The organism is Oceanobacillus sp. FSL K6-0251 (assembly GCF_038004725.1).
Taxonomy (GTDB): domain Bacteria; phylum Bacillota; class Bacilli; order Bacillales; family Amphibacillaceae; genus Oceanobacillus; species Oceanobacillus oncorhynchi.
Genome location: NZ_JBBORS010000001.1, coordinates 2,535,710 through 2,555,126, shown reverse-complemented (window position 1 = coordinate 2,555,126; position 19,417 = coordinate 2,535,710). Strand labels below are relative to the sequence as shown.

15 protein-coding genes are annotated in these 19,417 nt (G+C 41.1%); 12 read left to right on the top strand and 3 right to left on the bottom strand.

Features of this window, described 5'->3' with window-relative positions:
- Positions 1 to 182 precede the first annotated feature (182 nt).
- From MKY45_RS12880 to mtnN, 5 genes are all read left to right on the top strand, one after another.
- Complete coding sequence (locus MKY45_RS12880) at positions 183 to 821, top strand: O-methyltransferase (RefSeq protein ID WP_341172998.1); 639 nt, start codon at positions 183 to 185, stop codon at positions 819 to 821.
- Positions 822 to 842: 21 nt separating this feature from the next.
- A complete protein-coding gene (udk, locus tag MKY45_RS12875) occupies positions 843 to 1,481 on the top strand; it encodes a uridine kinase (RefSeq protein ID WP_042534315.1) in 639 nt (212 codons plus the stop codon).
- Between the two features lie 206 nt (positions 1,482 to 1,687).
- Positions 1,688 to 2,164 carry a transcription elongation factor GreA gene (greA, locus tag MKY45_RS12870; protein WP_193062258.1) on the top strand — a complete coding sequence of 159 codons (477 nt, stop codon included), beginning with the start codon at positions 1,688 to 1,690 and terminating at the stop codon, positions 2,162 to 2,164.
- A 450-nt stretch (positions 2,165 to 2,614) separates the two neighbouring features.
- Complete coding sequence (locus tag MKY45_RS12865) at positions 2,615 to 3,331, top strand: YrrS family protein (RefSeq protein ID WP_341172997.1); 717 nt, start codon at positions 2,615 to 2,617, stop codon at positions 3,329 to 3,331.
- 30 nt (positions 3,332 to 3,361) lie between these two features.
- Positions 3,362 to 4,051, top strand: a complete 690-nt coding sequence (gene mtnN, locus MKY45_RS12860) for a 5'-methylthioadenosine/S-adenosylhomocysteine nucleosidase (RefSeq protein WP_341172996.1) — start codon at positions 3,362 to 3,364, stop codon at positions 4,049 to 4,051.
- Positions 4,052 to 4,160: 109 nt separating this feature from the next.
- Here the strand turns inward: mtnN and MKY45_RS12855 are convergent, their stop codons facing one another.
- A complete protein-coding gene (locus MKY45_RS12855; protein WP_042534308.1) occupies positions 4,161 to 5,054 on the bottom strand; it encodes a LysR family transcriptional regulator in 894 nt (297 codons plus the stop codon).
- Positions 5,055 to 5,221: 167 nt separating this feature from the next.
- Between MKY45_RS12855 and gltB the strand changes: the two genes are divergently transcribed.
- The 7 genes from gltB (at position 5,222) to glnA (ending at position 16,872) form a co-directional block, all read left to right on the top strand.
- Positions 5,222 to 9,796 (top strand): glutamate synthase large subunit, encoded by a 4,575-nt coding sequence (gene gltB, locus MKY45_RS12850; RefSeq protein ID WP_341172995.1) that lies wholly within the window; start codon positions 5,222 to 5,224, stop codon positions 9,794 to 9,796.
- A complete protein-coding gene (locus MKY45_RS12845) occupies positions 9,789 to 11,285 on the top strand; it encodes a glutamate synthase subunit beta (RefSeq protein WP_212928153.1) in 1,497 nt (498 codons plus the stop codon). The genes gltB and MKY45_RS12845 overlap by 8 nt, the downstream gene beginning before the upstream one ends.
- 191 nt (positions 11,286 to 11,476) lie before the next feature.
- Entirely contained in the window at positions 11,477 to 12,388 is a 912-nt protein-coding gene (gene spoVK, locus MKY45_RS12840) for a stage V sporulation protein K (protein WP_042534302.1), read from the top strand.
- 49 nt (positions 12,389 to 12,437) lie between these two features.
- Entirely contained in the window at positions 12,438 to 13,679 is a 1,242-nt protein-coding gene (hflX, locus tag MKY45_RS12835) for a GTPase HflX (RefSeq protein WP_212928154.1), read from the top strand.
- Between the two features lie 3 nt (positions 13,680 to 13,682).
- Entirely contained in the window at positions 13,683 to 14,924 is a 1,242-nt protein-coding gene (locus MKY45_RS12830; protein ID WP_212928155.1) for a methionine gamma-lyase family protein, read from the top strand.
- Between the two features lie 116 nt (positions 14,925 to 15,040).
- Positions 15,041 to 15,448, top strand: a complete 408-nt coding sequence (locus tag MKY45_RS12825) for a MerR family transcriptional regulator (protein WP_042534297.1) — start codon at positions 15,041 to 15,043, stop codon at positions 15,446 to 15,448.
- A gap of 86 nt (positions 15,449 to 15,534) precedes the next feature.
- Positions 15,535 to 16,872, top strand: coding sequence for a type I glutamate--ammonia ligase (glnA, locus tag MKY45_RS12820; RefSeq protein ID WP_042534295.1), 1,338 nt, complete (start codon positions 15,535 to 15,537; stop codon positions 16,870 to 16,872).
- Between the two features lie 227 nt (positions 16,873 to 17,099).
- Here the strand turns inward: glnA and MKY45_RS12815 are convergent, their stop codons facing one another.
- Positions 17,100 to 17,594, bottom strand: coding sequence for a hypothetical protein (locus MKY45_RS12815; protein WP_256704740.1), 495 nt, complete (start codon positions 17,592 to 17,594; stop codon positions 17,100 to 17,102).
- Positions 17,595 to 17,716: 122 nt separating this feature from the next.
- Positions 17,717 to 19,114 carry an aspartate kinase gene (locus tag MKY45_RS12810; RefSeq protein WP_256704739.1) on the bottom strand — a complete coding sequence of 466 codons (1,398 nt, stop codon included), beginning with the start codon at positions 19,112 to 19,114 and terminating at the stop codon, positions 17,717 to 17,719.
- Positions 19,115 to 19,417: the final 303 nt, after the last annotated feature.

The following is a 19,417-nucleotide window of genomic DNA, read 5'->3' as shown; positions in this document are numbered from 1 at the left end:
CATTTTCCGTTTTCTTTTTTAGCCGTCAGGAAAGGGTCGTGTTTTTCTAAGGATTGGTTGCGATTGCTCAACCCGTCATGCCCTCACAGCGGTTGTTAATATTAAAAATAAAGCTGCATTGTCACCCATCGATTTTGGTGAAGAACCAATTATAATGGTTGAATGTAAAAGGAAATGATGAAATGGAAAAAGATATCGAGAGCTACTTGGAAAATCTGCTTCCTGCTTCTTCAGGAGCTGCAGACGTTCTTGAAAAATATGCCGAAATCAATCATGTGCCGATTATCAACCGGAGCAGCATGCATATGATTAATCTTATTTTAAAGATGAAGCAGCCGGAAAAGATTTTAGAAGTAGGCACAGCGATTGGTTATTCCGCATTGCGTATGCTGGAAGGAGCGTCAAAAGCAAATATCGTTACCATTGAAAAAGATGCCAATCGTTATCAGGAAGCAATCACAAATATCAAGGAACAGAAACGTGATAATCAAATCGAAGTTATTTTAGGAGACGCCGCAGAAGTCATGCAGGAATTAGCTGAAAAAAAATTACAGTATGATGTTATTTTTATTGATGCAGCAAAAGGGCAATATCAAGTTTATTTTGATTTAGCAGATAAAATGCTGATGCCCGGAGGTGTATTGATTACCGATAATGTATTATTTCGGGGCATGGTCTTCTCGAATGAAGAGGTGCCTAAAAAATATAAAACACTGGTACGGAAATTAAGATCGTACAATGAGATGCTAGTGAATCATCCGGATTATCATACATCGATTATACCGATGGATGATGGTGTCTCCATTAGCTATAAAAAGTAAGGTGTGTAAGGAGTTAGCAGCATGGAAAAAAATAAACCCGTTGTAATCGGTGTTGCCGGAGGAAGCGGCAGTGGAAAAACCTCCGTTACAAGAGCTATCTATGAGCGTTTTAAGGAAACGTCCATCCTGGTAATTGAGCAGGATGCATATTATAAGGATCAGTCGCATCTTCCTTTTGAGGAAAGATTAAAAACAAATTATGACCATCCCTTGGCATTTGATAACGATTTATTAGTAGAGCATCTTCAACAATTACTTGAATATAAATCAATTGAAAAGCCTATATATGATTATAAGGTGCATAACCGTTCAACAGAAACAATCCATGTTGAGCCCAAAGAAGTCATTATCGTTGAAGGAATTCTGATTTTAGAGGATGCTAACCTCGTTGATTTAATGGATATAAAAGTATTTGTCGATACCGATGCAGATTTGAGAATTATCCGCCGGCTATTAAGAGACATTAAAGATCGCGGGAGAACATTGGATTCAGTCATTGACCAGTACATTCAAGTGGTCCGGCCGGCACATATGCAATTTATTGAACCGTCAAAACGGTATGCAGATTTGATTATCCCAGAGGGCGGAGAAAATCATGTTGCAGTGGATATTATGGCATCTAAAATTGAAAATATCTTAGTAAAGAATTCAAATTTATAATTATTTTTCTTGATATTTTAGGTAATATCTGCCATAGTATTGATTAGTATATTTTGAAGAGTTAGCACATAAGCTATATAGCCAATTTTATTAATTAATTTATATATACTAGGAATAGGCAGCTGTGTTCTTTTGGATAAACCAGGTTTGAGAATAAGCTGCGATTATTACCAGATAGAAAAGAAATTAGAAGGAGTGTTTAGAAGATGGCTGCAGAAAAAAGCTTTTACATGACACAAGAGGGGAAAGACAAGTTAGAGGAAGAACTGCATTATTTAAAAACGGACCGTCGCCAAGAGGTCGTTGAAAGAATAAAAGTAGCTCGTGATTTCGGAGATTTGTCCGAGAACTCGGAGTACGATGCGGCAAAAGATGAGCAAGCGTTTGTGGAACAGCGTATTACCCAGGTAGAAAACATGATTCGCAATGCCGTCATTATTGAAAATGATAATGAAGATCCTAATGTAGTTGGACTTGGAAAATCAGTTACGTTTGTAGAATTGCCTGATGGGGATGAAGAAACGTATACTATCGTCGGCAGTGCAGAAGCTGATCCGTTCGAAGGGAAAATTTCCAATGATTCTCCAATGGCCAAAAGCCTGTTAGGACAAGAAATTGGACAGGAAGTTTCCGTAGCTACACCAGCTGGAGACATTGAAGTCCGTATAACCAATGTTGAATAAAAATTGGAAAGCGTTTGCGTAGGCTTTTATCTTGATGAAGCTACTGAGAAAAAGATATTATCTTTGACCAGTAGAAAAGTTATCCAAACGTATATTTTAGAAGTACGAAAACTTACAGTTAAACATAACTGTAAGTTTTCGTACTTCTATATATTTCTATGCTGTTTGAAAATATAAACCTGCTTGCTGCATTAATGCAGCGATGTTGTGAAACGGGAAACGCAATAGTTTTCTAATTAAAACGTTAAAAACCAAACAATCTGTACGAATAGTATTACATACCCGAAATTTTAAGGATTTAAATAAGGCGTCTATCTTCATCACATTCTCTTAATCCTTTAAGTTTAAACAAGAAATAAACAGCAATTTTGTGCTAAAATAGAATAGACAAAAATCGCTGGATTCGATAGGATAGTATAAAGTAAATAGTGTAGCGAGGGGGAATCTCTGGTGAGTCAGACAAGATCAAACAAATTTGAAAAAAGAAGAAAAAATACAAACGCAATTACCATTCTATCTATTGCTGCAGGAATCGTCTTAGTTATTTTTCTTGCGGTATGGGTGTTTGGCGGCGGAGATGATACAACGGAGGAAGGTACTGAATCGGATGCATCCGAAAATACGTCAGAGGAAGATAATGGGGAGGCCGGCGGAGAAGATGATAATGGCTTCTTAATAACCGATCCGGATTCTAATGAAGATGAAGAAAATAACAATGAATCTGACAATGAGGACGCAAATCGAGAAGAAGACAATGCAGATGAAGACGAGGATGCTGATGAAGATGCAGCCAATGAAGAAGATGAGAATGAGGAAGAAAATGAAGAAGATAATTCCTACGAAGACAGAGAGTCTGCAGAACCTTCCGGTGATGACGTTGCGGAGGCCTATACCGGTGACTGGGATCCGATCGGTACAGAACAGGAAGGCGACCATAATACAGATTTTAGTGATGGATCTGCAGACCGTGTTGAAATTAAGAGAGCAGTCTCTAAAGTTACTGGTTTAAGTGAAGATGGTATGATAGAGCACTGGGTTGGAAATAATGGACCTGACAAAGTAATTGCTACCGTTTCCGATTCAAGCAATTCAGAGAATTATCGTGTATTCCTAGACTGGGTTGACGGTGAAGGCTGGCAGCCGACTCAGGTAGAAGAATTGAATTAAATTGAGGCGGGACAATAATGGAGGATTAGAATGACTATCGGAATTATTGGAGCAATGGATGAAGAAATTGAATTACTGAAACAAAGCATGACTGATGTACGAGAAATTGAAATAGCAAAGACTCATTTTTATCAAGGTTACCTGGAAGGGAAAAAAGTTGTCCTCATGCTATCCGGTATCGGGAAAGTAAATGCAGCTATGTCTGCAACCATCTTACATGAACGGTTTCATCCGGATAAAATTATTAATACCGGGTCTGCTGGAGGTTTTGCTGAAAACCTGGAGGTTGGAGATGTTGTTATTTCCACCGAGGTATTGCATCATGATGTGGATGCGACAGCATTTAATTATGTCTATGGACAAGTTCCGGGGATGCCTGCAGTCTATACAGCCTCGCCGGATTTAATAGATTTGGCAGGTAAGGTAGTATTAGAATCAGGTATTCAGGCAGAAACAGGTATTATTGCAACTGGTGATTCGTTTATGCAGCGTGAGGATCAGACAGCTGTTGTCCGTGAACGTTTTCCTGAAATGCTTGCTTTAGAAATGGAAGCTGCTGCAATTGCGCAGGTGTGTTATCAATATCAAACGCCATTTGTCATTATTCGAGCATTATCAGATATTGCCGGAAAGAAATCATCGGTTTCATTCGATGTATTTTTAGAAAAAGCAGCAAAGAATGCAGCGGATGTGATTATAAAAATGGTTCGTGAATTATAAGTTGTTTAGTTAGAAAAACTCGTATTTGCTAATGAGCGAATACGAGTTTTTTAATGCATAGGTATTTCTTTGTGAAATATCATCCTTGAAGACCTGGACGGATATCATTTTACTCCCCAACATCAAAATAATCCTGAATAAAATTATAAAAAACTCGTTCAGATGGAGCCAGGTTGCGATTTTTTGGAATGATAATACCGACTGCCCGCTTGAGAGGCGGATTATCAATAGCTACCTTGGCGCTATAAGCGGTATTTAAATCATTAAAGGCACTTTCAGGAAGTAACGTAATCCCCATCCCGGCTGCAACTAATCCTTTAATGGCATCTAAGTCCTCTCCTTGGGATTGAATATTCGGTGTAAACCCAGAACGGATACAAGCATCAATAACCAACTGATGAAGCACATACCCCTCAGGAAACAATACAAAATTCTCCGCTTCTAACTCTGCGACAGAAATTTTTTCTTCGTTTGATTTGGCGTGAGAACTGGGAATAAGAGCATAAAAATTTTCCATAAATAGAACCTTGCCAATGATGTCCGGCTGATTATCGGGAACAGGGCCAAGGAATGCTAAATCAATTTCTCTATTCCGGACAGATTCAATTAGAAAATTATAAGACCCCTGTCTTAATTGAAAACGGATATTAGGATAGCTTTTCTTAAATGCGGATAAAACGGTCGGCAAGAGATTACTGGCTAAGCTTGTCGGAAAGCCGATTTTTATTGAACCGCCTTCCGGGTCTAAGTATTCATCGACCTGTTTCTTAGCATAATCCACTCCCCTTAAAGCGGATTTTATATGAGTTAAAAATATTTTTCCAATAGGTGTTAAATGTACATTTCTCCCAGCTCTTTCAAAAAGCTGAACCCCTAATTCACTTTCTAAATTTGAAATTTGCCGGCTGACTGCAGATTGTGCAACATGCAGTTCGAAGGCAGCCTCTGATACATGTTCTCTTTCTGCTACAGCAACAAAATATCTTAATTGGCGCAGTTCCATATTTCCACCTCATATCAAAATTAGATTATTCCTATGTTTATTATATATTGTTTCGATAAATAAAAAAACATAAAATATATTTTACCCACTTTTATTGCAGTGTGAGATGAAAAGAGCATCCCGCTGAATGAAACAGATATTAATGGATACGGAATGGAGGAACAAAGATGATATTTCAAGATTTGCCAAAAGCACAAGGTCTATATCACCCGGATTTTGAACATGATGCTTGCGGCATTGGCTTATATGCACATATTAAAGGGAAGCAGACGCATGACACAGTTACAAAAGGGCTGGATATGCTTTGTAAGCTGGAGCACCGCGGTGGACAGGGAAGTGATCCGATGACGGGCGACGGTTCTGGTTTAATGGTACAGATTCCCGATCAATATTTCAGAAGAGTCTGCCCGGAATTTCAACTGCCGTCTGCAGGAGAATATGCTGTTGGTATGATCTTTCTTTCTCAAGATAAACAAGAGCAAACAGCAGTCATAAACCAAGTAAATCAGCTGATTGCTGGGGAGAGACAGCAGTTGATTGGATGGAGAGATGTGCCTGTAGACGCTGCTTGTATCGGGAAAGGCGCAGTAGAAACGCTCCCGGAAGTTAAGCAGGTATTTATTCGGTCGACTATGGCGGCAGATGAAATGGCTTTTGAAAGAAAGCTGTATGTGATTCGTAAACAAGCAGAGCATTGGGCTGAGGAAAAGAATATTCGCTTCTATGTTCCGAGTCTTTCTGCCAGAACCATTGTATATAAGGGCTTGCTGACTCCGGAGCAGGTGAACGGATTTTATTTAGATTTACAGGAAACGGATTTTGTTTCGGCTTTTTCACTCGTTCATTCCCGATTCAGCACAAACACATTTCCATCCTGGGAACGGGCGCATCCGAACCGCTATTTAATCCATAATGGCGAAATTAATACATTACGGGGAAATGTCAATTGGATGCGGGCGAGAGAAAAACAATTTGTTTCTGATGCATTTGGCGATGATTTAGAAAAGCTGCTTCCCATTATCCGCAGTGACGGCAGTGATTCAGCAACATTAGATAATGCACTGGAATTTTTAACACTTGCAGGAAGAGAGCCTGCTCATGCGGCGATGATGCTGATACCTGAACCATGGGATAAGAATAGCCATATGAATCAGGAAAGACGTGCTTTTTATCAATATCACAGTCTGATGATGGAGCCTTGGGATGGGCCAACATCAATTACCTTTACGAATGGGAAGCAAATCGGAGCAATATTAGATCGAAATGGGCTGCGTCCGGCAAGGTATTATGTGACGAAGGATGATTACATTATCTATTCCTCTGAAGTAGGTGTCGTTGACGTAGAGGAAAGCAATGTTTTATTAAAGGAACGATTAAGTCCGGGAAAAATGCTATTAGTAGATATCGAGAAAGGAAGAATTATTTCCGATGAAGAGATAAAATCTGCTATTACAACAGAATACCCTTATCAAGATTGGGTAAAGGAGCAAACCGCCGTCTTAGCTCCAGAAGTTGATGAAAGTACAGAAATGGATCCGCAATTGTATCATAAACAGAAAGCATTCGGTTATACGATGGAGGATATTGAAAAGTATTTGATTCCGCTTGTGCAGGATGGAAAGGACCCGATCGGTGCAATGGGGAATGATGCTCCGTTAGCTGTTCTATCCGAACGTCCGCAAAGCCTGTTCAATTATTTTAAACAGCTCTTTGCTCAAGTGACAAATCCGCCGATTGATGCTTATCGGGAGCAGTTAGTGACATCCATGCTGACCTGGCTTGGAAGCGAGGGGGATATGCTTCACCCGGAAACTGAAAAGAAAAGACGAATCCGTCTGGATTCACCAATTTTATCGAATGTGCAGATGAAAAAAATTGAAAATAACGAAATAGACGGTTTAAAAGCGGAAGTCATTGAAGCATTATTTACAGATGATTTGGAAGCTGCGCTGAAACAAGTGTTTGAGCAGGCGAAAGCAGCAATCTATAAAGGGAAAAATATATTGGTGTTGCGGGATACAGAAATGAATCAAATGCAGAAAGCGATACCTGCACTGCTTGCAGTCAGCGGACTGCATCAATATTTAATTCGTGAAGGTATCCGTACAAAAGCAAGTATTCTTATCCAGTCAGGGGAAGCGCGTGAGGTGCATCATTTTGCATCCATGCTTGGTTATGGAGTCGATGCGATTTACCCATATCTCGTGTATCAAACCTACCACCAGGCATTTGAAACGGGTAAATTAGCATTAAATCCAAAAGAAGCACAGGCAAAATATATTGCCGTGGCGACAGAAGGCATTATCAAAGTAATGTCTAAAATCGGAATTTCAACTGTACAGAGCTATCGCGGTGCTCAGATTTTTGAGGCGGTCGGCATCAGCAAGCAGGTCATTGAAGATTATTTTACCGGAACGGCTTCGCAAATAGACGGAATTGATTTGGGTGTGATTCAGCTTGAAACAGAGAAACGTCATCAGGAAGGGTACCAGGAAGCATTTGATCAGCTTCTGGATTCAGGAAGTGAGTTTCAATGGCGAAAAACAGGTGAACATCACGCATTTAATCCGTCAACGATTTATAAGCTGCAATGGTCCTGCCGGCGCGGGGACTATAAGCTGTTCAAGCAATTTTCTAAAGAATCAAATGAAGCGCGTATCGGCTTTTTACGAAATCTATTTGACTTTAAAAAGACAAACTCGATTTCTATCGATGAGGTAGAATCTGTGGACACGATTGTAAAACGATTTAAAACAGGAGCGATGTCGTTCGGATCTATTAGTAAAGAGGCACATGAGACATTGGCGATTGCCATGAATCGCCTCGGCGGTAAAAGCAACAGCGGAGAAGGCGGCGAGGATACAGCACGCTTCACCCCGGATGCGAATGGGGATTTACGATCCAGCGCAATTAAGCAGGTAGCATCCGGCCGCTTTGGTGTTACGAGCAACTATTTAGTAAATGCGAAAGAACTGCAAATTAAAGTTGCGCAGGGAGCGAAGCCTGGAGAAGGCGGTCAGCTGCCGGCGGAAAAAGTATATCCATGGGTTGCTGATGTGCGCAGGTCTACACCTGGAGTCGATTTAATTTCTCCGCCTCCGCATCACGATATCTACTCCATTGAAGATTTGGCGCAGTTGATCCATGATTTAAAAAATGCGAATCGCAACGCAAGAGTGAGTGTTAAGCTTGTTGCTAAATCAGGTGTCGGAACGATTGCTGCCGGTGTGGCTAAAGGGAATGCGGACGTTATCTCTGTCGTCGGTTATGATGGAGGAACAGGGGCTTCGCCAAAAACAAGTATTAAGCATACAGGTCTGCCGTGGGAATTGGGTCTGGCGGAAGCGCATCAGACATTAATGCTAAACGGACTGAGAGACCGTGTTATTTTAGAAACGGACGGCAAGCTGTTAACTGGAAAAGACGTGGTAACTGCAGCTTTGCTGGGAGCGGAGGAGTATGGATTTGCTACAGCGCCGCTCGTTGTTGTCGGCTGCGTGATGATGCGTGTCTGTCACAAGGATACCTGCCCAGTCGGTGTCGCTACCCAAAATCCAGAACTTCGTAAAAAGTTTGCCGGAGACCCGGACCATGTTGTGAACTATATGCGGTTTATTGCGGAAGAGGTCAGGGAAATTATGGCAGAGCTTGGCTTCAGGACAATGGATGAGATGATCGGGCGTACAGAATATTTGGAAAGGTCAGCGCGTGCTGAAGCACATTGGAAAGCGAAGCATCTCGATTTATCAACACTTGTTTATCAGGTGGAAGGAACCAAAAGAAACACCACGCAGCAGGATTATAAATTAGATCAATCCTTAGACATAAAAGAAATCCTGCCTGCTGTTCAAGAATCATTAAAAACAGGCGAAGCAATGGAAGCAAGCTTCTCTATAAAAAATACAGATCGTGTGGCAGGCACGATTGTCGGCAGTGAAATAACGGCTAAATATGGAGAAGAAGGCCTGCCGGAGGATACCATCAATCTACATTTTACCGGTTCAGCCGGGCAAAGCTTTGGTGCTTTTATCCCTTCAGGTATGACAATGACAGTAAGTGGGGATGCCAATGACTATGTAGGCAAAGGGCTTTCAGGAGGGAAAGTGATTGTGCGTGCGCCAGAAGATACAACCATTGACGCCAGCCATAATGTTATCGCTGGAAATGTTTCCTTCTATGGTGCGACAAGCGGAGAAGCATATATTCATGGCTATGCAGGCGAGCGTTTTGCAGTCAGAAACAGCGGTGCAAAAATTGTTGTAGAAGGCGTCGGAGATCATGGCTGCGAGTATATGACAGGCGGCAGAGTTGTTATCCTTGGCAATGTCGGTAAAAACTTTGCAGCCGGAATGTCTGGCGGAATTGCTTATGTAAGACCGGATGATATTCCTGCGTTCCGCGCCTTAACAAATGCGGCGCTGATTCAATTTGAAGAAATAACAGATCTGGGGGAACAGGAAGAAGTAAAAGATTTGATTATCAACCATTTAGATTATACCAACAGTGAGAAAGCAGCATTTATCTTAAAGCACTGGAAGGAAGAAGTAAAGAAATTTGTCAAAGTAATCCCGACAGACTATAAATTAATGCTTCAGCAGATTCAATGGTTTAAAGAACAGGGCTTAGGTACAGAGGATGCGCGTTATGAAGCGTTTATGGCAAAGAAAAATAACGAAATGACCGTAAAGTTAGATGAGGAATCCTTGATGAAGGAAGAGAAAGGAGCCAGAGTAAATGGGTAAAGCAACTGGATTTATGGAAATAAAAAGAAAAAAAGCAACGGAGCGTGACCCGCTTGAAAGAATAAAAGATTGGAAAGAATACGCTGGCACCTTCTCTGATGATGCAGCAAGCCAGCAGGGTGCGCGCTGCATGGATTGCAGTATTCCGTTTTGTCATATCGGCATGGAAATCGAGGGGGCAACCTCAGGCTGCCCTGTCTATAATTTGATTCCGGAGTGGAATGACCTTGTTTATAAAGGCAGATGGAGAGAAGCGTTAGACAGGTTAATGAAAACTAATAATTTTCCTGAATTCACTGGGAGAGTTTGTCCTGCCCCATGTGAAGGCTCTTGTACCGTAGCGATTAATGACCCGGCTGTATCGATCAAGAATATTGAGCAGAAAATTATTGATAAAGGCTTTGAAGAAGGCTGGATTGAACCGCGAATTCCAGAAGTGCGTACTGGCAAAAAAATCGCTGTGATTGGTTCGGGGCCGGCTGGATTAGCGGCAGCAGATCAATTAAACCAGGCGGGGCATGAAGTAACTATTTACGAACGTGCAGACCGTGCCGGCGGATTATTGACCTATGGTATTCCAAACATGAAGCTGGATAAGGGAGTCGTTGAACGGCGTATTCAATTGCTACGGCAGGAAGGGATTCATTTTGTATTGAACACCGAGGTAGGAAAGGATATTTCAGCCGAGGATATGAAAGCAAGCTTTGATTCGGTGATTATTTGTACTGGTGCCCAGAAGCATCGTGATCTGCCTTTAGAAGGAAGAGATGGAAAAGGAATCCGTTTTGCGATGGATTACTTGACGCGTTCAACGAAAAAGCTGCTTGATGCAGATATCGAGTTGGAAGAGGAGTTAAATGCAGAAGGAAAAGATGTGATTGTTATCGGCGGCGGAGATACTGGCGCGGATTGCATCGCCACAGCCCTTCGTCAGGGCGCTAAAAGTATTGTCCAATTCGGAAAGCATCCGCAGCTGCCGGTGAAACGGGCTGACTCCAACCAATGGCCGGCTTATCCGCAGGTATTCAGTCTGGAATATGCGCATAAGGAAGCGAAAGAAAAATTCAGGAAGGATATTCGTGAATATTCTATCCAGACACAAAAATTTGTAACAGATGCGCAGGGGAATTTAAAAGAGCTGCATACGATTCAAATGGAGAAAAAACAGGATGAAAATGGTGTCTTCTTTTTTGAGGAAATACCGGGAACTGAAAAAGTGTGGCCGGCACAGCTTGTGTTAATTGCTATCGGTTTTGAAGGTGCTGAGGAAACAGCTGTCAAAGCATTTGAGGTGAAAACGATGCGAAACCGCGTGCTTGCAGCTTATGGAAAGTTTTTAACAACAGAAGAAAATGTATTTACAGCAGGAGATGCCCGCCGCGGTCAGAGCTTAATTGTCTGGGCAATTAATGAAGGGAGAGAAGCGGCTTACCAGGTTGATGAATATTTAATGGGAACCACTTCCTTGCCGACTGTTGCGAATATGTAATAGCAACGTGATAAATAAGCGAGTTGCCTGTCTAAGCATAGATGGGTAGCTCGCTTGTTGTATGAATATACTTTTTTTAATGAAGGTAAAAGCATTATGCTTTGATAAGCCTATGGCGAATCTTTATAGGCATCTGTCACCTCTTTTTAGGTATTTGCGTATATTGTTAGGGAATAAGGGGTGATGGAGAATTGGCACAGGCAGAAGGGTATAAAAATGGCCGTATTAATATTATATTAAGTGAGAATACACCGCAATCCAGCGCGAATCTCCGTGTAAAAAAACAAAAGCATTCGCCGCTTGAAATCGTCGATAAAGAATTTGCGTCGTTTGTCGGATTAAATGACTTAAAAACGTCCATTAAAGAGATTTATGCGAGTATTCTTATCAATGAAAAGAGAAAGGAAGAAGGGTTAAAAAGTTCGAAACAGGTTCTTCATATGCTGTTTAAGGGGAATCCGGGAACGGGAAAGACAACGGTAGCCCGAAAATTAGCAAAGCTTTATCATGATATGAATATCCTTTCGAAAGGACATTTTATAGAGGCAGAGCGTGCCGATTTAGTCGGAGAATATATCGGCCAGACAGCGCAGAAAACAAGAGCGGTTATCCAGAAGGCGATGGGCGGTATTCTGTTTATTGATGAAGCTTATTCTTTATCTCGGGGCGGAGAAAAAGATTTTGGTAAAGAGGCGATTGATCTGCTTGTAAAACATATGGAAGACGGACGGGAAGATATGGTGCTTATCCTTGCTGGTTATCCGCGCGAAATGGATCGTTTTCTTTCGATGAATCCCGGCCTCGAATCCCGATTTCCATTTATTTTAGATTTTGATGATTACTCTGTGGATGAATTATTAAATATAGGAAACCGTATGCTGAGCGAAAGACAGTATCAATTATCAAAACAGGCGGAATGGAAGTTTCGCAATCATTTGGCCAAAAAATTGCGGGAAGATAACTATAATTTTTCGAATGCGAGATATGTGCGGAATGTAATTGAAAAAGCAATCCGGCTGCAAGCGGTCCGGCTGCTTAACTCTGACAAAATGGTATCCAGAGATTTAATTGTTTTAACAGACCAGGATTTGTTGCTAGAATAGAAATAATGGGTATGATAGTATAAGAACTATTTTAAGAAAGAGGTAGGCTATGACAGTAGAAAATGTATTAGTAATTGCGGTTAACCAATCTGAAAGATCTGAACGTCAATTCGAGTCTTCTTTAGATGAGCTTGTTTCTCTATGTAAAACTGCAGGAGGGCAGGTTCAGGACGTTATCACACAAAATCGGGAACGTATCCATCCGGCTACCTATATCGGAGAAGGAAAGCTTCAGGAAGTAGCTCAAATCGTTCGCGCAGAGGGAATTGATTTGGTAGTAGCTAATAATGAGTTATCGGCTGGCCAGGTTCGCAATTTAGCCGATACACTGGATGTTCGTGTCCTTGATCGAAGTCAATTGATATTGGATATTTTTGCGATGCGCGCGCAAACGAAGGAAGGAAAGCTCCAGGTCGAGCTGGCTCAGTTGGAGTATTTGCTTCCCCGTTTGCATGGACAAGGTGCTAATTTATCCAGACTTGGCGGCGGAATCGGGACAAGAGGTCCGGGGGAAACAAAATTGGAGACAGACCGCCGGCATATCGAAAGAAGAATCTATGATATCAAACGCCGCTTACAGCTGGTTGTGAAGCAGCGTGACCAATATCGGAAGCGCAGACGGTCAAATGATGTTTTCCAAATAGCGATTGTCGGTTATACGAATGCAGGGAAATCGACGATATTTAACAGATTGACAAATAGTCATTCATTAGAAGAGGACCAACTATTTGCGACGCTGGATCCGCTCACACGCCGTATTCAATTCCCCAGCGGTTTGAAAAGCTTAATAACAGATACAGTCGGGTTTATCCAGGATCTCCCGACGGCCCTGATTGCTGCATTTAAATCAACACTGGAGGAAGTGACAGAAGCAGATTTTCTTCTGCATGTGGTCGATATCTCAGATCCTGATTTATTACAGCAGCAGGAAACCGTTCGCAAGCTTTTGCAGGAATTAGACGCCGGCCATATCCCGGTACTGACCGTGTATAATAAAAAGGATCAGCTGGAAGCCGATTTCTTTTTGGCAAACCAATTCCCTAATATTCAAATCAGTGCGTTAGAGGAAGAAGACTTACATGCATTATTAATCAAAATGGAAGAAGTATTAAAAGAAGAATGGGATTTATTTGACATTGTGTTAGATTCAAGTGAAGGAGATTTGTTGTACCAGCTTCAATCAGCAGCGTTAGTTGTCAAAAAAGAACTGCTGGAGGAAACGAACCAATTTCATGTGCAGGGCTATGTCAGAAAAAATCATCCATTTCACCGATTTGTAGAGGAGAAGTAAACGATGCAAGCAGAATCACTTATGATAGAAGCAGAAAAAGATTGTTTAGAAGGTCACCAGTATATACAAGAAATTGTAGAGAAAAATCAAAGACGTGTTCTGGAGGCCTTCCGAAATCATCGGATTAGTGACGCACACCTGCAAGGGACGACAGGCTATGGGTACGATGATTTAGGCCGGGAAGGCTTAGAAGCAGTATATGCGCAGGTTTTCGGCGGAGAGGATGCCGTTGTGCGTCCGCAGATTGTTTCGGGCACACATGCTATTACAACAGCTTTATTCGGTATGCTCCGCCCGCAGGATGAGCTTGTTTATATTACGGGGCATCCATATGATACGTTGGAAGAAGTAATCGGGAAGCCCGGCAAAGAAGAAGGATCGCTGGCTGATTTTCAAATCGGTTATCGTGAGGTTGCCTTAAAAGAAACAGGAGAAATTGACTTTGAAGCGATAAAAAGCAGCTGGACAAAGCAGACGAAAGTAATTGCTATCCAGCGTTCAAAAGGTTATGATGCCAGACCTTCCTTCACGATTAGTGAAATAAAAGAAATGGTGGATTTTGTGAAAGCCATTGATCCATCTGTTATCGTATTTGTTGATAATTGCTATGGGGAATTTACAGAAACAAAAGAACCGCTGCATGTCGGTGCCGACTTGATTGCCGGTTCACTCATTAAAAACCCTGGCGGCGGATTAGTCCGGGCAGGAGGATATATTGCAGGCCGTCAAGACCTGATCCATTTGTGTGCAAACCGTCTGACAGCTCCTGGTCTGGGCAAGGAAACAGGAGCTTCTCTTGGTATGCTTCAGGAAATGTATCAGGGTTTCTTCATGGCGCCGCATACTGTAGGGGAAGCCTTAAAGGGCGCCTTGTTCACAGCGCGTTTTCTGGAGCTGGCCGGGTTCCGCACAGCCCCGTCCTATCACGAAAAAAGAACAGACCTGATACAAACAGTTACTTTTCATACAGCGGAGGAAATGATTGCTTTTTGTCAGGCGATTCAAGAGAACTCTCCTATTAATTCTTATGTAACACCTTATCCGAGTGAAATGCCGGGATATGAAGATGAAGTGATTATGGCAGCAGGAACGTTTATACAAGGGGCGAGCATCGAGCTGTCTGCGGACGGGCCTATCCGTGCTCCATATACAGCTTATGTTCAGGGCGGTTTAACCTATACGCATGTGAAAATTGCCATTATCGAAGCGGTAAAAACATTGAAAAATCAAGGTTTTATTTCTTAGTGAAAGGGTAAAAACAAGTATGGAATAATTTATATGTTAAATAACCTAACATTTCATTGACATTAAAACTGACATCCATTATACTGAATATATCATATAAAGAAGGGGGTCATCTTTTGAATGATCAAGATCGTCGTTCAATGCCCTTATTCTCAATAGGAATAGTTATGAAATTAACCGAACTGACTGCGAGACAAATTCGTTACTATGAAGCAAATGATTTAATTGCTCCCGAGCGGACAAAAGGAAATCAGCGTCTATTTTCATTTAACGATGTAGACAGGCTGCTTCAAATCAAGGATCTCTTAGACAAAGGATTAAATATGGCCGGCATCAAGCTTCTGCTGGATGAAGAAAACAAAGAAACTCCGGAAGAAGCACCGAAGAAAGAGAAAAAAACGCCGGCTAATTTAACGGATAAAGAGCTTAGAGGAATCTTGAAAAATGAATTAAACGAAGCGGGAAGGTATGGAAAAGCCAGTATGAGGCAAGGAGAACTGGCACGCTTTTTTATAAAGCATTAACATCAGGTTAAAAGAGTTTTCGCTGCAAAGACAGTGTAGTGGAGGTTTTCTTTTCATACTTAAATGAATTTTTAGGAGGAGAACAAATGGCTAAGAAATTAACCAGAGAAGAAATTATTACACAGATTAAAGAGGAGAATGTACGTTTTATCCGTCTGCAGTTTACAGATATGCTCGGAACCATTAAAAACGTTGAAATCCCTTTAAGCCAGCTTGACAAAGCATTAGATAATAAAATGGCTTTTGACGGGTCCAGCATCGAAGGGTTTGTCCGTATTGAAGAATCAGATATGCTCTTGCATCCTGATTTGGATACATTCATTGTATTCCCTTGGACTTCTGAAAAAGGAAAAGTGGCGCGTTTTATCTGTGATATCTATAATCCGGATGGTACTCCTTTTGCAGGCTGCCCGCGTTATAACCTGAAACGCAACCTGAAAAAAATGGAGGAATTAGGATTTGATGCATTTAATATTGGTGCGGAGCCGGAGTTCTTCTTATTCAAATTGGATGAAAACAGAGAACCTACACTGGAATTGAATGACCATGGCGGTTATTTTGACTTAGCGCCGACAGACCTGGGTGAAAACTGCCGACGCGATATTGTATTAGAGCTGGAAGAAATGGGCTTTGAAATTGAAGCATCTCACCATGAGGTTGCCCCTGGACAGCATGAAATTGATTTTAAATATTCGGATGCAGTGAAGCATGCAGATGATATTCAAACCTTTAAGCTTGTAGTAAAAACCATTGCCAGAAAGCATAATTTACACGCTACATTTATGCCGAAACCATTATTTGGAGTGAATGGATCAGGAATGCATGTAAATATGTCCCTTTTCTCAGGAAAAGAAAATAAATTTTACGATACAAAAGGGGAGTTAGAACTAAGTCAGACAGCTTATCAGTTTATCGCCGGCATTATTGATCATGCGACAAACTTTACAGCGATAACAAATCCTACAGTCAACTCTTATAAGCGTCTTGTACCCGGATACGAAGCGCCTTGTTACGTGGCATGGTCTGCATCTAACCGCAGCCCGCTTGTCCGTATCCCGAGCTCACGCGGTTTAAGTACTCGTGTAGAAGTACGAAGTGTTGACCCGGCTGCTAACCCGTATATGGCATTATCCGTACTATTAGCTTCTGGCTTAGACGGCATTAAGAGAAAGTTAGACGTGCCAGAATCTGTCGACCGCAACATTTATGTTATGAATAAAGCAGAGCGCGAAGAGAATGGTGTGAAAGATTTACCGTCTACTTTAAAAGAAGCAATGGATTTGCTTGAGCAGGATGAAGTGCTTGTTGAATCTTTAGGAGAGCATTTATTTGAACACTTTATTGAAGCAAAAGATATTGAGTGGGATATGTTCCGTACAACTGTGCACCCATGGGAGCGCGAGCAGTATCTGACGAACTATTAATTCAGACGTAAAGAATTACTATCTCTTAAACATTAATAAATAACAGCTGTTTAGGTACTGTGCATAGACTTTTTGTTCTAGGGCAGTACCTTTTTTTGGGTGAAAGGGACAGATTTTGGATGCGTGGAATAATTCGAAAAAATATGATGGAATGGTTTTTTATTGCTCTTGTAAATAAAGAAACGCAAGCAGTTCGTGCTTCAACCTGCTTGCGTTTCTTTATTTGTTTACTTTTGATTCCTGCGATATAAGATAAATCCAGATCCGGTTAAAATAGGCGTAGCTATAGAGAGAGCAAAAATAAAACGATGTGCCGTCTGATCAGAGAAGTGAGAGGAAATGTAAATGGATTCTAAGCCGCCGCCCCGACATTGTATGCGGTCAAAATGAGAGTACTCGTTATCGTTGGTAAAAAGATGAGTTACCTCTGTATCTGAAAAAGCGGCTTCCGTATTTTTAGAATCCAAAGAAACCTCTTTACTATCTTTTTCTGTAGCACAGTGTACTTCATTTACGTCGGTTGTAACCGGGTAGGCCCAAATTTCTGTGGTTTTACGATTGTCTGCCGGCGAGAAGGATTCATTTATTTCTATTCCACTTGCTGATAATTCTCCTGGGAATGCTGCTTTTTGATATACCATCCAAATACCTAACGGACCGGCTATAATACAAAGCATGCAAGATATTGCAAGTAAGGAGGTGATTTTTTTAGCATTTTTCATAACTAAAACACCTTTCTGTCAGTAGATAGCTATTATACGTTTGCATAACGGGATTTGTTTCAAAAAAAAGCATCGCCTAGGAGCGGGGATTCCGTTCCTGGGCGATGCCTTATATTTGCTTATTATTGATGGCCTCTTGCGGCTGCAGAAGGGAAAGTTAAATTGGATTCATCCTCTGTGAAAAATTCTTTGTACAGTGACTGAATCGCTTTTTCCAAATCCACTGCGTGAACACCGAACATCATGGATACTTCCGAAGATCCCTGGTTAATCATATCAATATTGATACCAGCCTTAGCAAAAGATGCGGTAGCTTTAGCGGCAACACCGATTGTATTTACCAGCCCTTCCCCGACCACCATAACAACAGCCAGATCGCGATGAATACTTACGGTATCCACATGCAACTCATTGCGGATTCGGTCGATAACAATCTGTTCCTTTTCAGGTGTGAAAAGATGATCTCTAAAAATAACAGACATATCATCGATTCCAGAAGGTGCGTGCTCAAAGGAAATTCCTTCATCTTCAAAAATATTTAACAGCTTTCGGCCAAACCCGACTTCCCTGTTCATCAGGAATTTACTGACGTATAAGCTGCAGAAGCCGACGTCGCTTGCTATGCCTACTACACATTGATCTGTGGAATCTCTTTCTGCAACAACCATTGTGCCGGGAGCTTCCGGGTTGTTGGTGTTTTTGATACAGACCGGGATTTCTTCTTTAAAAGCCGGGATAAGCGCTTCGTCGTGAAATACAGAAAAGCCGGCATAAGATAATTCCCGCATTTCCTTATATGTTAGAACAGTAATATCTTTAGGATTTTCTACGAAGTTTGGATTTACCGCAAACACTGAATCAACGTCTGTGAAATTTTCGTACAAGCTTGCTTTGGTACCTGCAGCTAAGATAGCTCCAGTAATATCGGAACCGCCCCGGGAGAAGGTAACTAAATCATTATTTTCGGTATAACCAAAGAATCCGGGGACGACAGATACACCTTCGCGTTCTCTGAGTTTATAAATTCTAGAAAAGCTTTCCGGCAATAATTGAGCATTTCCAGGTTCATTACTGACAAAAATTCCAGCCTCTTTTGGATTGACATAGCTTGCATTTAAGCCTAAATGCTTTAAATAAGCACTTACGATTTTAGCAGAACTGTCTTCACCGATGGATTTTAAAGCATCAAGCTGTGCCATAGGTGATATATCAAACTGAAGATACTTTTCAATGGTTTGCTGAATATCTTCTAAAATAGACTGGTCAAGGCCCAAATCCTCTATTATTTCTTGAAATCTAACCATGATGTTTTGTAGCTGCAAATCATGATCTTGATTTTGCTGTTTTGCATAACAAAGCTCGATTAATAAGTCTGTCATTTTTACGTCATCTGAGAAGCGTTTCCCTGGTGCAGATACAACAATCACTTTTCGGGAGGAATCAGACTTAATGATATTCGCTACCTTTTTAATCTGTTTTGCATTTGCTACAGAACTTCCTCCAAATTTTGCTACTTTCATTTACATGATACCCCATTTCAAAATTCCCACTATAAACTAGCTATTTTAGTTACGAAGATTTTTAGTGCGTGGTATTTTTTATTTTTACTAATATAACATATTTTCTGTTAAATTAAAGAGGAAAATGAAAAAAAGAAAGAAAAATAACGAAAATACCATTTTTATTCTCTTTGCTGGACAAATGTTTACCATTTTAGGCCATTTAGAAGGAAAAACAAGTGTTTAGCAGGGATGAATCAAATTCCATTTTTAGTATTACTGCAAGCATGAACAGTGTAGCGGAAATGTAGTTTAAATGAAAAA

Bases quoted from the DNA above. Each gene is read 5' to 3' on its own strand.
- MKY45_RS12880 (WP_341172998.1), top strand. From the start codon at position 183: ATGGAAAAAGATATCGAGAGCTACTTGGAAAATCTGCTTCCTGCTTCT.
- udk (WP_042534315.1), top strand. From the start codon at position 843: ATGGAAAAAAATAAACCCGTTGTAATCGGTGTTGCCGGAGGAAGCGGC.
- greA (WP_193062258.1), top strand. From the start codon at position 1,688: ATGGCTGCAGAAAAAAGCTTTTACATGACACAAGAGGGGAAAGACAAG.
- mtnN (WP_341172996.1), top strand. From the start codon at position 3,362: ATGACTATCGGAATTATTGGAGCAATGGATGAAGAAATTGAATTACTG.
- MKY45_RS12855 (WP_042534308.1), bottom strand. From the start codon at position 5,054: ATGGAACTGCGCCAATTAAGATATTTTGTTGCTGTAGCAGAAAGAGAA.
- gltB (WP_341172995.1), top strand. From the start codon at position 5,222: ATGATATTTCAAGATTTGCCAAAAGCACAAGGTCTATATCACCCGGAT.
- MKY45_RS12845 (WP_212928153.1), top strand. From the start codon at position 9,789: ATGGGTAAAGCAACTGGATTTATGGAAATAAAAAGAAAAAAAGCAACG.
- hflX (WP_212928154.1), top strand. From the start codon at position 12,438: ATGACAGTAGAAAATGTATTAGTAATTGCGGTTAACCAATCTGAAAGA.
- MKY45_RS12830 (WP_212928155.1), top strand. From the start codon at position 13,683: ATGCAAGCAGAATCACTTATGATAGAAGCAGAAAAAGATTGTTTAGAA.
- glnA (WP_042534295.1), top strand. From the start codon at position 15,535: ATGGCTAAGAAATTAACCAGAGAAGAAATTATTACACAGATTAAAGAG.
- MKY45_RS12815 (WP_256704740.1), bottom strand. From the start codon at position 17,594: ATGAAAAATGCTAAAAAAATCACCTCCTTACTTGCAATATCTTGCATG.
- MKY45_RS12810 (WP_256704739.1), bottom strand. From the start codon at position 19,114: ATGAAAGTAGCAAAATTTGGAGGAAGTTCTGTAGCAAATGCAAAACAG.